Genomic DNA, 13,085 nt, shown 5'->3' on the forward strand with positions numbered 1-13,085 from the left:
AAACCAGACGGGGCTGGCCTCAGCGGGGGCACGGCGAGCAGAATGGATGCGCCACGCCGCGGTGAGCACCTCACCGGGGTCGGCATCACCGCGGGAGGAGCACACGCATGGGCGTTCTGATCTGCACGGGCATCACCTCACTCGACGGCTACGTGGCCGACGAGTCGGGCAACTTCGACTGGAGCGTGCCCAGCGAGGAGGTGCACACCTTCGTCAACGACCTGGAGCGGTCGGTCGGCACCTACCTCTACGGGCGGCGGCTGTACGAGGTGATGGTGGCGTGGGAGAGCATGCACCTCAACGACGACGACCAGCCCGCCGTGATGCGCGACTACACCGCGATCTGGCAGGCCGCCGACAAGATCGTCTACTCCAGCACTCTGGCCGAGGCGTCCAGCCGACGCACCCGGATCGAGCGCAGCTTCGACCCTGAGGAGGTGCGGGAGCTCAAACGCACCGCATCCGGCAACCTGTCGGTGGGCGGTTCGAACCTGGCCGCGCAGGCGTTCGCGGCGGGGCTGGTCGACGAGGTGCAGCTGTTCGTGTCGCCCGTGGTGGTGGGCGGTGGCACGAGGTTCCTGCCCGACCATCTGTCGCTGTCGCTCGAGTTGAAGGACGACTACACCTTCCGCAACGGCGTGGTGTACCTCGGCTACCGGGTGCGCCGGTAGCGCCGGGCGCTATCCTGGGGCTCCCGCCGAAGCCCCGGCGTCCCGGCCCCGCACACAGCACCGCCCCGCAGACCACCGACAGGACCAGCCGATGACGCCTGACCGTTCGCTCCCCGCCACCACCCGCGCCCTCGTGATCGGGGAGGCCCTGATCGACATCGTGCGGCGGCCCGGCGCCGAGCCGGTGAGCCACGCCGGCGGCAGTCCGATGAACGTGGCGTACGGGCTCGGCCGGCTGGGCGTGCCCACCACCCTGGTCACCCAGATCGGCGCCGACGCGTTCGGCGACCTCATCGCCGAGCACCTGCGCGCCGCCGGCGTCGACCTACTGCCCGGGTCGGTCACGGCGAGCGCCACCTCCAGCGCCACCGCCATCCTCGACGCCACCGGTGCCGCCACGTACGACTTCGACCTGCGCTGGGAACTGCCGGAGGTGGCGCTGCCGGCTCCGTATACCCTCATCCACACCGGTTCGATCGCCGCGATCCTGCAGCCCGGCTCCCGGGCGGTGCTCAGCGCGTTCACGAGCGCCCCGGCCGGCACCCTGCTCAGCTACGACCCCAATGTGCGGCCGGGCATCATGGGCAGCCGCGACGAGGTGATGCGGGCCGTCGAGGAGCTGGCCGCCGCCGCCCACGTGGTGAAGATGAGCGACGAGGATGCCGCGTGGCTGTACCCGGGCCGCGACCTGGACCAGATCACGCGGGACTACGTGGCGGCGGGGGTGGCCCTGGTCGCCATCACCCGCGGCGGCGACGGGGCGATGCTACGCGCCGGCGGGGCCACGGCCGAGCTGGCGGCGCATCCGGTGGCCGTGATCGACACTATCGGTGCGGGTGACTCGTTCATGTCGGGCCTGCTCTACGCGATTCTCGCCGGCGGGGCCACCGAGGCCGTGCTGCAGAACGCGCTGGGTGCCAGCGACCTCGGCCAGCTGGGCCAGACCGCCCTGGCCAGCGCCGCGGTCACGGTCTCACGCGCCGGCGCGAACCCGCCCACAGTGGCGGAGCTCGCGGCACGCTGACCGGACTGCCACCGGACTTCCGCAGCAGACCGTACCGGGCAAGTCAATCCCCTTGAACGTGGGGCGAAGCCTGGCTTTACTGTGCGTACGTTGTCCCAGTCTTACGGGTCTCTGCTCGTGGCGGGTCTCTGACAGCGGGACACAGGAAGTCTGGTGCGACATGGCGGTCACAACAACCGACACCGCGGTGCAAGTCTCGGTCGAACTCACCCCCACGGATGGTGTGGTGATCGAAGGCAATTCGCTGGGGGTCACAATCCGGATCACCGCGCTCCGCTCCGCGATGATCGACCACGCCGAGATCTCGCTGATCCGCAAGGTCAACTACACCTACGGCCGCGGCAACATCTACGGCGGCGTCTTCCCCGCCCGGGAACGCAACACCGAGGTGCTCGCGACGATCTCGGTGCCGGCGCCCGGCGCGATCCCGGCCGGCCAGTCTCGGGTGCTCACCGGCAGGCTCAACATCCCCAGCGACGGCCCGGCCTCCGTGCGCGGCGACCTCATCGACGTGGGCTGGTCCGTGCGGTGCGTGCTTCGGGCCGCCGGCGGGCAGATCATCAAGCGCGAGCGCCTCATCGACGTGCAGTCCTGGGGCCAGACCAGCGCCGCCGACATCGGCCACCCGCCGGTCGGAAAGAACTTGGGCCACGTCGCCCTCGAGTTCATCGCGCTCTCCTCCCGCGTGCTCGAACCCGGCACCCCACTCACCGGGGTCCTGCGTCTCCGTGCCCACGACGCCATCGCCACCCGGGGCGTACGGGTGCATCTCGTGCGCTGCGAGGAGGTCTGGGGCGGGCCCGGCCAGGACGCGAACCCGGACGCGAGCGCATCCGAGGGATACCGGCACTCCGAGGCGGTGATGGCCGCCGTCGCGCTGGCTCCCGCGGGGCCCCTGGCCCCCGGCACCGTGGTGGACCTGCCCTTCGCGGTCGAGACGCCCGTCGGGCTGCCGGCCCCGTCGCTTTCGATCGGCAACCTGCACGTGCGCTGGGAGATTCGGTCGGTCGTCGACCTGCCGCTGCGGCTGGACCCGCGGCTGTCGCTGGACCTGCTCGCGGTCACGGCCACCCGCCAACCCACCGCACACCCCACCGCACACCCCGCCGAACACCCGCGATCGGGCAGCCTCGACACCGACTGACCGGCCCACCCCCGCACCACGTCGTGCCCGATTCGTCCGATTGAGAAGCCGGACTGCTGGATGGCATCCGGTTCTCCTGTTGGACAGCGACGCGGCGCGAGGAGCAGCCTGAGGGTATGGAATACACACACCTCGGCCGTTCCGGCCTGTCGGTCTCGCGTCTCTGCCTGGGCACCATGAACTTCGGACCGGAGACCGACGAGCCCACCTCGTTCGGCATCATGGACGCCGCCCGCGCGGCGGGCATCAACTTCTTCGACACCGCCAACGTCTACGGCTCCAAGCTGGGCCGCGGCGCCACCGAGAGCATCCTCGGCCGGTGGTTCGCGCAGGGCGGCGCGCGCCGCGAGGACACCGTGCTGGCCACGAAGGTCTACGGCACCATGTCCGACCGTCCCAACGACGGCAAACTGTCGGCGCTCAACATCCGCCGTTCGCTCGATGAGAGCCTGAAGCGGCTGCAGACCGACCACATCGACCTGTTCCAGTTCCACCACGTGGACCGGGACACCCCCTGGGACGAGATCTGGCAGGCCATGGAAACCGCCGTGGCACAGGGCAAGATCCTCTACGCCGGCAGCAGCAACTTCGCCGGCTGGCACATCGCCACCGCTCAGGCCGAGGCCCGCAAGCGCAATTTCACCGGGCTGGTCAGCGAGCAGTCGCTGTACAACCTGCTCAAGCGCGACATCGAACGTGAGGTCATCCCGGCGGCGCAGGCCAACGGAATGGGCATCCTGCCCTGGTCGCCGCTGGAAGGCGGCCTGCTCGGCGGGGTGCTGCGCAAAGAGCGCGACGGCAGCCGTCGGGCCTCTGGTGCCAACGCGGAGAAGCTCGAGAAGAACCGGGACGCCATCGGCGCCTACGAGGACTTCGCCGCCGAACTCGGCACCGAGCCCGGCGATCTCGGCCTGGCCTGGCTGATGCACCAGAAGGCCGTGACCGCACCGATCATCGGCCCGCGCACCATGGACCAGCTCGAGGCCGGCCTGCGCGCCGTGGACGTGAAGCTCGACCAGGCCGCGCTGACCCGGCTCGATGAGATCTTCCCCGGTTACAAGACCGCGCCGGAAGACTACGCCTGGTGAGCGTCGCACTGACCGTTCTATTCATCGGCGGCAGCGGCGTCATCAGCGCCGCCGCCGCGGAGCTGGCCGTGGCCCGTGGGAACCGGCTCACCGTGCTCAACCGGGGCCAGTCCGACCTGCGGGCCGTGCCCGCCGCCGCCGAGCTGCTGACCGCGGACGTGCGGGATGCCGCCGCAGTGCGGGCCGCCCTCGGCGAGCGCCACTTCGACGTGGTCGTGGACTTCGTCGCGTTCACCCCCGAGCACGTGCGGGCCGACATCGACCAGTTCACCGATCGATGCGGCCAGTACGTCTTCATCAGCTCGGCCTCGGCGTATCAGAAGCCGCCGGCCGCCCTACCGATCCGGGAGTCCACACCGCTGCAGAACCCCTTCTGGCAGTACTCCCGCGACAAGATCGCCTGCGAAGACGTGCTGCTGGACGCCTACCGCGATCAGGGTTTCCCGGTCACGATCATCCGCCCGTCGCACACCTACGACCGCACCCAGATCACGCTGCTGAACGGCTGGACCGACATCCACCGGATGCGCACCGGGCAGCCGGTGGTGGTGCACGGCGACGGCACCTCGCTCTGGACGCTCACGCACAGCACCGACTTCGCCAAGGCCCTGGTCGGCCTGTTCGGCCGCTCGCAGGCGATGGGCGACAGCTTCACGATCACCTCGGACGAGTACCTGCCGTGGGATGCCCTCTACGCGGAGTATGCGCGCGCCGCCGGCGCCCCCGCGCCCGAGATCGTGCACGTGGCCAGCGACACCATGGCCGCCGAGAACCCGGAGTGGAGCGGGCCGCTGCTGGGCGACCGCTCGCACTCGGTGATCTTCGACAACACCAAGGTGAAGGCGCTCGTGCCCGACTTCGTCTGCACCACCCCCGTCGCCCTCGGCTTCCGCGAGGCGATCGCCTGGTACGACGCGCATCCGGAGCAGCAGGTGGTGGACGCCGACCTGAACGCCACCCTCGACAGGCTCGCCGCGACGCACTCCACCCGTTCCTAGACTCAGTGACCGCTCGGGCCGACGCTGCCTGAGCATCCGTTCCCCCAGATTGGACACCCTATGAAGACCCGCCAGCTCGGCGACCGCACCGTCAGCTCCATCGGCCTGGGCGGCATGCCCATGTCGATCGAGGGCCGGCCAGATGAGGCCCGCTCCATCGCCACCATCCACGCCGCCCTCGAGGAGGGCGTGACCTTGATCGACACGGCGGATGCGTACCACCTGCACGCCGATGAGGTCGGCCACAACGAGTCGCTCATCGCGAAGGCCCTCGCTTCCTGGGGCGGCGACACCTCCCAGGTTGTCGTGGCCACCAAGGGCGGACACCTGCGCCCCGGCGACGGCAGCTGGTACGTCGACGGCCGTCCCGAGTACCTCAAGGAGGCCGCGAAGGCGTCCCTGCAGCGGCTCGGCGGCGACGCCATCGACCTGTACCACCACCACCGGCCCGACCCCGCTGTGCCCTACGCGGACTCCATCGGCGCCATCCGCGACCTGCTCGACGAGGGTGTCATCCGTCTGGCCGGCATCTCCAACGCCACCCCGGAGCAGATCCGCGAGGCCTACGAGATCCTCGGCGGCCGGCTCGCCAGCGTGCAGAACCAGTACTCGCCGGCGTTCCGCAGCAGCCAGCCCGAGCTCGATCTGTGCACCGAACTCGGTGTGGCGTTCCTGTCCTGGAGCCCGCTGGGCGGGATCAAGTCGGCCGCCGACCTGGGCACCCGGTTCGCGCCGTTCCAGCAGGTAGCGGATGCCCGCGGCGTGAGCCCGCAGGTCGTCACGCTGGCCTGGCACCTGGCCGCTTCCCCCCGGGTGATCCCCATCCCGGGGGCGAGCCGGCCGGAGAGCATCCGCGATTCGGCCCAGGCAACCGACCTCACCCTGTCGGCCGAGGAACTGGCCGCGCTCAACGCCGCCTGAGCCGCATCCTCGCGCTCTCACCGCACGACCAACACGGCGGCCGGGAATTCTCTCCCGGCCGCCGTGTTGTCTGTCAGTACAACCGAAACTGGAGCACCCATGACCGCCACCGTTCACCTCGCCCTGCAGCTCGACCCGAACGCGCTCGATCGCGCCGCGGCGGTGCTCACCGAGACCCTCACCGCCACCCGCGCCTGGCCCGGCAACGAGGGACTCGAGGTGATCGTCGACGACGCCGACCCGACACACGTGATGGTGGTCGAGTCCTGGGCCACCGCGGCCGACCACGCCGCCTACGCCGAGTGGCGCACCACCCCGGAAGGCGTCAGCCGGCTCGGCGAGATCCTCGCGGCCCCGCCCGTGAAGACGGTCTTCTCCGAGCGGATCCCGCTGGGCCTTTAGCCCCAGCCGTTGGCTCAGGCCGCCGTGCCCACCCGGTCGCCTGCTGCACCGAGAACCTCGGCACCGGTCCGCGCGGCGGCGACGTCTTCGAGCAGTTGCTCGAGGAACGCCGACGCGGCCGGGCTCGGCTCGTCGGCCACCGCGACGGCCACGGTCCACTCGGGAACGCTGGCCGGCAGCGGCACGGCCACGAGGTCGTCGGGCCGCTTCTGCGCGAAGCTCGTGGGCACGATGGCCACGCCGAGGTTGTAGCCCACCAGGTCGAGCAGCGGATGCACGTCGTTGACCTCCAGCGCCGCCCGGTACTCGAAGCCGGCCGCGGCGAACGCGCGCCGGGCGAGCATGTGCGCGCCCCAGCCAGCCTGGAAGCCGACCAACGGCTCGGCCCGGAGGGTCTCCAGGTCCACCTCGGCGAGGGACGCAACGGGGTGATCGGGGTGGCAGAGCACCACCATCTTCTGGCTGCTCAACGGGTGCAGGCGCACCCCGGGCGGGGTGTCCCCGGTGACCACAACCAGGGCCACGTCGGTCGTGCCACTTGCCACTCCCTCGATGAGCTCAACGGAGCCCACCTGACGCAGCCGCACCTCCACACCTTGGTTGGAGGTACGGAAGCGGGCGAGCTCGGCGGGCAGGTCCACGGAGCCCAGGCACGGCTCGGCGCCCACGGTGAGGCGGCCGCGCATCAGGCCGCGCACCGCGGCGACAGCGTTCTGGGCCGCGGCGGCACTCGCGAGCGTGCGCAGCGCATCCGCCAGCAGGGCCTGGCCGGCGGCCGTGAGCTCGACCCGACGGGTGCTGCGGATGAACAGCGAGGTGCCCAGCTCGATCTCGAGCGCCCGAATGGACGCGGAGAGCCCCGACTGGGAGATGTGCAGCAGCTCGGCTGCCCGGGTGAAGTGACGTTCGTCGGCGACCGTCACGAAGTGCTCAAGCTGGCGCAATTCCATTGTGCAAGTCTATGACTGAGTCCCTCTCTGCTCAGAACCTCCCGCTCTGACCCCACGCGGGCCCACCCCATCCGCGAACCGTGAGAAAAGCACCCAAAAACGCCCCCGGGAGGTGCTTAACTCACAGTTCGCGGGCCTGGAGAGGGCCTCAGTAGTCGATGCGACCGGCTCTGTTATGGAACTCGCCGGTGGGGCCGGACGGGCTCACGAGGGCTAGCGCCACCGTCGCATCCGTGCCCTCGGTGACGGTTTGGTGCCCACCGTGGTTATTGAAGTCCGTAGCGGTGTACCCGGGGTCGCTCACGTTGATACGGAAGGAGGGCAGGTTCTTCGCATACTGCACGGTGAGCGCGATGACGGCGGCCTTTGAGGCCGCGTACGGGATGGCGGGCACCGGGAACTCGTCATGTCCCTCGGTGGAGAGAAAACGCGGCCACCCGACTCCCGACGCGACATTAACGATCACCGGATGCGCCGAGCGGCGGAGCGCGGGCAGCGCGGCCTGGGTGACGCGCACGATCCCCAGCACGTTCGTGTCGAACACGTCGGCCATCTTCTCGGTCGTGAGGTCGTCGACACCGAAGGAAGTGCCCAGGATGCCGGCGTTGTTGACCAGCACGTCCAGGTCGGGCAGGGAGGCGAACAGGGCGTCGACGCTCGCCTGGTCGGTAACGTCCAGCTGAACGGGGTGGGCGCCCAGGTCGCGGGCGGCATCCCCGTTCGCGAGGTCTCGCATGCCGGCGTAGACGGTGTGACCGGCCTCGACGAGGCGGCGGGCGGTTTCGAGGCCGAGGCTTTTGTTTGCCCCGGTGATGAGTGTGAGTGTCATAGGTCAATGCTCTTGCCCGCACCGGGTTTCTCCCAGGCCCCACTCGACGGTGGGACTGCGAGTACCACGATGAATCACCCGGCCGCGGGCAGAATGGGGCCATGAGTGAATTCGCCGAGGTACTGCGAGCGTGGCGCGACCGGGTGCGGCCGGCGGATGTCGGGTTACCGTCCGGCGCGGGCCGGCGAACCACCGGGCTCCGCCGCGAAGAGCTCGCCGCCCTTGCCGGCGTGAGCGTGGACTACATAGTGCGACTGGAGCAGGGCCGGGCAGTCAATCCCAGCCCGCAGATGCTGGGTGCCCTGGCCCTCGCCCTGCGCGTGACCCCGACCGAACGCGATCACCTCTTCAGAGTCGCCGGCGTCGCGCCGCCTGCCCGCGGAACCGTTCCTCAGCACGTGACCGCCGGTGTGCAACGGATCATCGACAGGCTCGGGGACGTGCCGATGGCCGTGTTCACCGCGTCGCACGACATCCTGCTGTGGAATCCGCTCTGGGCAGCGCTGACCGGTGATCCGTCGCGTTACGTGGGTATCGAACGCAATCTGGTCTGGCGGCATTTCATGTGGGGCCACGAGGGAGTCGAGTTCGACGCCCAACACGAAGAGGACTTCGCCAGCGACCTCGCCGCTGACCTGCGCACGGCGGTGGGCCGGTACCCGCACGACGGCGCTCTGGCGCAGCTGGTGGCCCGGCTGCGCGCCGCGTCGGACGAGTTTGAACACCGCTGGGGCGAGGCGCGGGTGGCCGAGCATCGCTCGAGCCGGAAGACCGTGACCCGCACAGCGGTCGGCCCGATCAGCGTCGACTGCGACGTGCTGACGGTTCCCGGCGGCGACCTGCGCATCGTCGTCTACACCGTCGTTCCCGGCAGCGTAGACGAGCAGAAACTCGACCTACTACGGGTCACCGGCCTGCAATCGCTCACCACAGCCCCGCTGAGCGGGTAAGCGGATGGGCCGCGAAGCGAGCGCGCCCACCCGACCACGAACCGTGAGAAAAGCACCCAAAACACCCCCGGGAGGTGCTTAACTCACAGTTCGCGGGATCGGGAGGGGCTACCTGTCGAGGGGGCGCCAGATCACGATCTGGTTGGAGCGGCGGGTGCGGGTTCCCGCGCGCATCGAGATGACCTCACCGGCTGAACCGGCCGCGAAGACCCGGCGGCCCGGCCGGTTGAGCAGTTCATCGGCCAGGGCAGCTTCGAGGTTGCCGACGCGGTTTTGCAGTGAGCGCACGGTGTCCTCGAGCGCGAGAATGCGGCGGATGCCCTCCAGGCTCACGCCCTCTGCACCCAGGTCGGCGATCTCCCGCAGCCGGGCCACGTCGCGCATGGAATAGCGGCGCGAGCGGCCCGGCGTGCGGTCGGGGCTGACGAGGCCCAGGCGGTCGTATTGCCGCAGGGTTTGCGGGTGCATCCCGGCAAGCTCTGCGGCGGTACTGATCACGAAGACCCGGGTGTTCTCATCCATCGACGTTCATTACCCCTTGGCCCGGGCGATGAGCTCGTCGCGCGGGTTCTCCTTGGGCAGGGCCTCGTTGAAGGCGAGGAGTTTCTCCTCGGCGTCCTTCGACAGGTGTGACGGCACGGCCACCTGCACCACGGCGAGCAAGTCGCCGGTGCCCTTCTGGGTGACAACACCGCGGCCCTTGACGCGGAGAACGCGGCCGCTGGGGGTGCCGGGTGCCACGCGCAGCTTCACCGGGGGTCCGCCCAGGGTGGGCACCTCGATGGTGGCGCCCAGAGCGGCTTCGACGAAGGTCACCGGCACGTTCACGCGCAGGTTGAGACCCTCGCGCTCGAAGACCGGATGCTTGCGCACGGTCACGGTGAGCACGATGTCGCCGGGCTCGCCGCCATCCGGGCTGGGTTGCCCCTGCCCGCGCAGCTTGATCTTCTGGCCGTCGGCAACGCCCGCGGGGATCTTGACCTTGATCGGCCGGCCCTCCTGCGTCTGCAGGGTGATCTGATCGCCGTGGGTGGCCGTGATGAAGTCGACCGTGGTGGACGCGATGACGTCGCGGCCCTTACTGGGGCCGCCGAAACCACGGTAGCCGCCGCTCGGCGTGCCGAACCGGCCGCCGGCAGCGCCGGCGCCCTGTCCGCCACGGCCGAACATGCCACCGAGGATGTCGTCGAATCCGGCCTGCTCATAGGAGTAGCCCTGTTGCCGGGCTCCCCCGCCGAACATGCCGCCGAAGACGTCGTCGAACCCACCCTGCTGGCCGCCCTGGCCAGGGGCGGTGAAGCGAGCTCCACCGCCCATGGCACGCACGGCGTCGTACTCCTTGCGCTGTTCAGGGTCGCCGATCACCGAGTGGGCCTCGCTGATCTCCTTGAACTTCGCCTCCGCTGCGGGGTTACCCGGGTTGGAGTCGGGGTGGTACTTCCGCGCGAGCTTGCGGTACGCCTTCTTCAGGTCGGCGGCGGAGACGTCTTTCGAGACCCCGAGAACCTTGTAGAAGTCCTTGTCGAACCAGTCCTGGCTAGCCATCGCTCGGTACCTGCACGACGACCTTGGCTGCCCGCAGGAGCGAGGAACCGAGGTAGTAGCCGGTCTCGACGACATCGCCGACGGTTTCCACCTCGACGTCCGGGCTGGGCTGCTGGAAGATGGCCTCGTGCACGGTGGGATCGAAGACGTCGCCGACCGAACCGTACGGCTTGAGGCCGATGCGCTCGGTGCTGGCGCGCAGCTTCGCGGCGATGGTCGCGAAGGCGGTGTCGCCCTCGAGGTCGCCGTGCTTCTCCGCCCGGTACAGGTCGTCGAGCACCGGCAGCAACACCTTGACGACCTCTCCGGTGACGCGCTCGCGCTCGATCTCGCGGTTCGCCTCGGTGCGCTTGCGGTAGTTCGCGTACTCGGCGGTGACCCGCTTGAGGTCGGCGAGGTGCTCGTTCGAGGGGTCGTTGGCTTCGAGGGTGGCCGCATCCAGGATGTCCTGCACGGTCAACTCGTCCTCTTCGATGCCCTCGGCACTCGCGGCGTCAGGGGTTTCGCCCTGCTTCACCTCGGATGCCTCGGTCGCGCCGACCGCGGCGGCCAGCTCGGCCTCCGCGTCCGTTGCGGCATAGGACCCGCCCGCCGCGGGGGCGCCCGATTCGGGCGCTCCCGCAGCAGAGGCGGATTCTTCTTCGGGACGGTTCTCGTCCGGGCGCTTGGAGTCGCCCATTACTTCTTCGCTTCGTCCTCGTCGTCGACAACCTCGGCGTCGACAACGTCTTCGTCGGTCTTGCCGGCGTCGGCGGGCTCAGCGTTCTCGGACGCGCCGGACGCGGCATCCGCCTGGCTGGAGGCGTAGATGGCCTCGCCGAGCTTGCCCTGGCTCTCGTTGAGCTTGTCGAACGCGGTCTTCACCGCGTCGTCGTCGTCACCGGCGAGAGCCGACTTGAGAGCGTCGACGTCGCCCTGCACCTCGGTCTTGACCTCCTCGGGAAGCTTGTCGTCGTTCTCCTTGATCAGCTTCTCGATCGAGTAGGCGAGCTGCTCGGCCGTGTTGCGGGTCTCGGCGGCCTCGCGGCGGCGCTTGTCCTCTGCCGCGTGCTCTTCACCCTCACGAACCATGCGCTCGATGTCTTCCTTGCCGAGCGCCGTGCCGCCGGTGATGGTCATCGACTGCTCCTTGCCGGTGCCCTTGTCCTTGGCGGACACGTGCACGATGCCGTTGGCGTCGAGGTCGAAGGTGACCTCCACCTGCGGGACGCCGCGCGGCGCCGGCGCAATGCCGGTGAGCTCGAAGGTGCCCAGGTTCTTGTTGTCGCGGGTGAACTCGCGCTCGCCCTGGAAGACCTGGATGGCCACGGACGGCTGGTTGTCATCGGCCGTGGTGAAGGTCTCACTGCGCTTGGTGGGGATGGCCGTGTTGCGCTCGATGAGGCGCGTCATGATGCCGCCCTTGGTCTCGATGCCGAGGCTCAGCGGGGTGACGTCGATGAGCAGAACGTCCTTGCGCTCGCCCTTCAGCACGCCGGCCTGCAGCGCGGCGCCGACGGCGACGACCTCGTCGGGGTTGACACCCTTGTTCGGGTCCTTGCCACCGGTCTCGGCCTTGACGAGCTCGTACACGGCGGGCATACGGGTGGAGCCACCGACGAGAACGACGTGCGCGATGTCTTCGACCTTAACGCCGGCCTCACGGATGACGTCCTGGAACGGCTTCTTGGTGCGGTCGAGCAGGTCCTCGGTCATCTTCTCGAACTGGGCGCGGGTGAGCGTCTCGTCGAGGTTGGCCGGGCCGTTCTCCGTGAGGGAGAGGTAGGGCAGCTGGATGCTGGTGGACATGCTCGAGGACAGTTCCTTCTTGGCCTGCTCCGCGGCTTCCTTGAGGCGCTGCTTGGCGATCTTGTCCTTGGAGACGTCGACGCCGGTGGTTTCCTTGAACTTCTTGATCAGGTGGTCCACGATGCGCTGGTCCCAGTCGTCGCCGCCGAGGCGGTTGTCACCGGCGGTCGAACGCACCTGGATGGTGGAGAACTCGTCGTCCTTGCCCACTTCGAGGAGGGACACGTCGAAGGTTCCGCCACCGAGGTCGAAGACCAGGATGAGCTCGTCTTCCTTACCGCGGTCCAGGCCGTAGGCCAGGGCGGCCGCGGTGGGCTCGTTGATGATGCGCAGCACGTTGAGGCCGGCGATCTCGCCGGCTTCCTTCGTGGCCTGACGCTCGGCGTCGTTGAAGTAGGCGGGAACGGTGATGACGGCATCCGTCACCTTGTCGCCCAGGTACTGCTCGGCGTCGCGCTTGAGCTTGGCCAGGATGCGGGCGGAGATCTCCTGCGGGGTGTACTTCTTGTCGTCGATGCCGACGGTCCAGTTGGTGCCGACGTGGCGCTTGACCGACGAAATGGTGCGGTCAACGTTGGTGACTGCCTGGCGCTTGGCGGTCTCACCGACGAGTACCTCGCCGTCCTTGGTGAATGCGACCACCGAAGGGGTGGTGCGGAAACCTTCAGCGTTTGCGATGACGGTGGGTTCTCCACCCTCGAGAACGGCCACCACCGAGTTAGTGGTTCCGAGGTCAATGCCGACTGCACGAGCCATGTGAGAGTATCTCCTTCAA

At 69.1% G+C, this 13,085-nt stretch carries 14 protein-coding genes; 8 read left to right on the top strand and 6 right to left on the bottom strand.

Annotation, left to right across the window (positions count from 1 at the left end; translation table 11 throughout):
- Positions 1–107: 107 nt before the first annotated feature.
- The 7 genes from KY500_RS15280 (at position 108) to KY500_RS15310 (ending at position 6,248) form a co-directional block, all read left to right on the top strand.
- On the top strand, positions 108–671 hold the full coding sequence (locus KY500_RS15280; protein ID WP_219901270.1) for a dihydrofolate reductase family protein: 564 nt from the start codon (positions 108–110) through the stop codon (positions 669–671).
- Positions 672–762: 91 nt separating this feature from the next.
- Positions 763–1,695: a carbohydrate kinase gene (locus tag KY500_RS15285; protein WP_219901271.1), complete on the top strand. Its 933-nt coding sequence runs from the start codon at positions 763–765 to the stop codon at positions 1,693–1,695.
- Positions 1,696–1,855: 160 nt separating this feature from the next.
- A complete protein-coding gene (locus tag KY500_RS15290; RefSeq protein ID WP_219901272.1) occupies positions 1,856–2,839 on the top strand; it encodes a hypothetical protein in 984 nt (327 codons plus the stop codon).
- A gap of 116 nt (positions 2,840–2,955) precedes the next feature.
- The gene (locus tag KY500_RS15295; RefSeq protein WP_219901273.1) at positions 2,956–3,927 is read left to right on the top strand and encodes an aldo/keto reductase; all 972 of its coding nucleotides are present in this window, start codon (positions 2,956–2,958) and stop codon (positions 3,925–3,927) included.
- Positions 3,924–4,925, top strand: coding sequence for an NAD-dependent epimerase/dehydratase family protein (locus tag KY500_RS15300; protein ID WP_255579414.1), 1,002 nt, complete (start codon positions 3,924–3,926; stop codon positions 4,923–4,925). The genes KY500_RS15295 and KY500_RS15300 overlap by 4 nt, the downstream gene beginning before the upstream one ends.
- A 60-nt stretch (positions 4,926–4,985) precedes the next feature.
- The gene (locus KY500_RS15305; RefSeq protein ID WP_219901274.1) at positions 4,986–5,846 is read left to right on the top strand and encodes an aldo/keto reductase; all 861 of its coding nucleotides are present in this window, start codon (positions 4,986–4,988) and stop codon (positions 5,844–5,846) included.
- A gap of 99 nt (positions 5,847–5,945) precedes the next feature.
- Entirely contained in the window at positions 5,946–6,248 is a 303-nt protein-coding gene (locus KY500_RS15310; protein WP_219901275.1) for a putative quinol monooxygenase, read from the top strand.
- Positions 6,249–6,262: 14 nt separating this feature from the next.
- Here the strand turns inward: KY500_RS15310 and KY500_RS15315 are convergent, their stop codons facing one another.
- The gene (locus KY500_RS15315; RefSeq protein ID WP_219901276.1) at positions 6,263–7,198 is read right to left on the bottom strand and encodes a LysR family transcriptional regulator; all 936 of its coding nucleotides are present in this window, start codon (positions 7,196–7,198) and stop codon (positions 6,263–6,265) included.
- Positions 7,199–7,346: 148 nt separating this feature from the next.
- Positions 7,347–8,027, bottom strand: coding sequence for an SDR family NAD(P)-dependent oxidoreductase (locus KY500_RS15320; RefSeq protein WP_219901277.1), 681 nt, complete (start codon positions 8,025–8,027; stop codon positions 7,347–7,349).
- A gap of 101 nt (positions 8,028–8,128) precedes the next feature.
- On the opposite strand from KY500_RS15320, the gene KY500_RS15325 reads away from it, so the two are divergent.
- The gene (locus KY500_RS15325; RefSeq protein WP_219901278.1) at positions 8,129–8,977 is read left to right on the top strand and encodes a helix-turn-helix domain-containing protein; all 849 of its coding nucleotides are present in this window, start codon (positions 8,129–8,131) and stop codon (positions 8,975–8,977) included.
- 108 nt (positions 8,978–9,085) lie between these two features.
- On the opposite strand, the gene KY500_RS15330 is transcribed toward KY500_RS15325, so the two are convergent.
- Genes KY500_RS15330 through dnaK form a run of 4 tightly spaced genes read right to left on the bottom strand, consistent with a single transcriptional unit; the run spans position 9,086 to position 13,066 of the window.
- On the bottom strand, positions 9,086–9,499 hold the full coding sequence (locus tag KY500_RS15330; protein ID WP_219901279.1) for a heat shock protein transcriptional repressor HspR: 414 nt from the start codon (positions 9,497–9,499) through the stop codon (positions 9,086–9,088).
- Positions 9,500–9,508: 9 nt separating this feature from the next.
- Positions 9,509–10,522 (bottom strand): DnaJ C-terminal domain-containing protein, encoded by a 1,014-nt coding sequence (locus KY500_RS15335; protein ID WP_219901280.1) that lies wholly within the window; start codon positions 10,520–10,522, stop codon positions 9,509–9,511.
- Positions 10,515–11,201 carry a nucleotide exchange factor GrpE gene (locus KY500_RS15340; RefSeq protein WP_219901281.1) on the bottom strand — a complete coding sequence of 229 codons (687 nt, stop codon included), beginning with the start codon at positions 11,199–11,201 and terminating at the stop codon, positions 10,515–10,517. Before KY500_RS15340 ends, KY500_RS15335 begins: the two co-directional genes overlap by 8 nt.
- Complete coding sequence (dnaK, locus tag KY500_RS15345; protein ID WP_219901282.1) at positions 11,201–13,066, bottom strand: molecular chaperone DnaK; 1,866 nt, start codon at positions 13,064–13,066, stop codon at positions 11,201–11,203. Before dnaK ends, KY500_RS15340 begins: the two co-directional genes overlap by 1 nt.
- Positions 13,067–13,085 lie beyond the last annotated feature (19 nt).

This window comes from Cryobacterium sp. PAMC25264 (assembly GCF_019443325.1).
In the GTDB taxonomy this organism is placed as follows: Bacteria; Actinomycetota; Actinomycetes; order Actinomycetales; family Microbacteriaceae; genus Cryobacterium.

Coding starts and splice junctions, on each gene's coding strand:
- KY500_RS15280 (WP_219901270.1), top strand. CDS start 108: ATGGGCGTTCTGATCTGCACGGGCATCACCTCACTCGACGGCTACGTG.
- KY500_RS15285 (WP_219901271.1), top strand. CDS start 763: ATGACGCCTGACCGTTCGCTCCCCGCCACCACCCGCGCCCTCGTGATC.
- KY500_RS15290 (WP_219901272.1), top strand. CDS start 1,856: ATGGCGGTCACAACAACCGACACCGCGGTGCAAGTCTCGGTCGAACTC.
- KY500_RS15295 (WP_219901273.1), top strand. CDS start 2,956: ATGGAATACACACACCTCGGCCGTTCCGGCCTGTCGGTCTCGCGTCTC.
- KY500_RS15305 (WP_219901274.1), top strand. CDS start 4,986: ATGAAGACCCGCCAGCTCGGCGACCGCACCGTCAGCTCCATCGGCCTG.
- KY500_RS15310 (WP_219901275.1), top strand. CDS start 5,946: ATGACCGCCACCGTTCACCTCGCCCTGCAGCTCGACCCGAACGCGCTC.
- KY500_RS15315 (WP_219901276.1), bottom strand. CDS start 7,198: ATGGAATTGCGCCAGCTTGAGCACTTCGTGACGGTCGCCGACGAACGT.
- KY500_RS15320 (WP_219901277.1), bottom strand. CDS start 8,027: ATGACACTCACACTCATCACCGGGGCAAACAAAAGCCTCGGCCTCGAA.
- KY500_RS15325 (WP_219901278.1), top strand. CDS start 8,129: ATGAGTGAATTCGCCGAGGTACTGCGAGCGTGGCGCGACCGGGTGCGG.
- KY500_RS15330 (WP_219901279.1), bottom strand. CDS start 9,499: ATGGATGAGAACACCCGGGTCTTCGTGATCAGTACCGCCGCAGAGCTT.
- KY500_RS15335 (WP_219901280.1), bottom strand. CDS start 10,522: ATGGCTAGCCAGGACTGGTTCGACAAGGACTTCTACAAGGTTCTCGGG.
- KY500_RS15340 (WP_219901281.1), bottom strand. CDS start 11,201: ATGGGCGACTCCAAGCGCCCGGACGAGAACCGTCCCGAAGAAGAATCC.
- dnaK (WP_219901282.1), bottom strand. CDS start 13,066: ATGGCTCGTGCAGTCGGCATTGACCTCGGAACCACTAACTCGGTGGTG.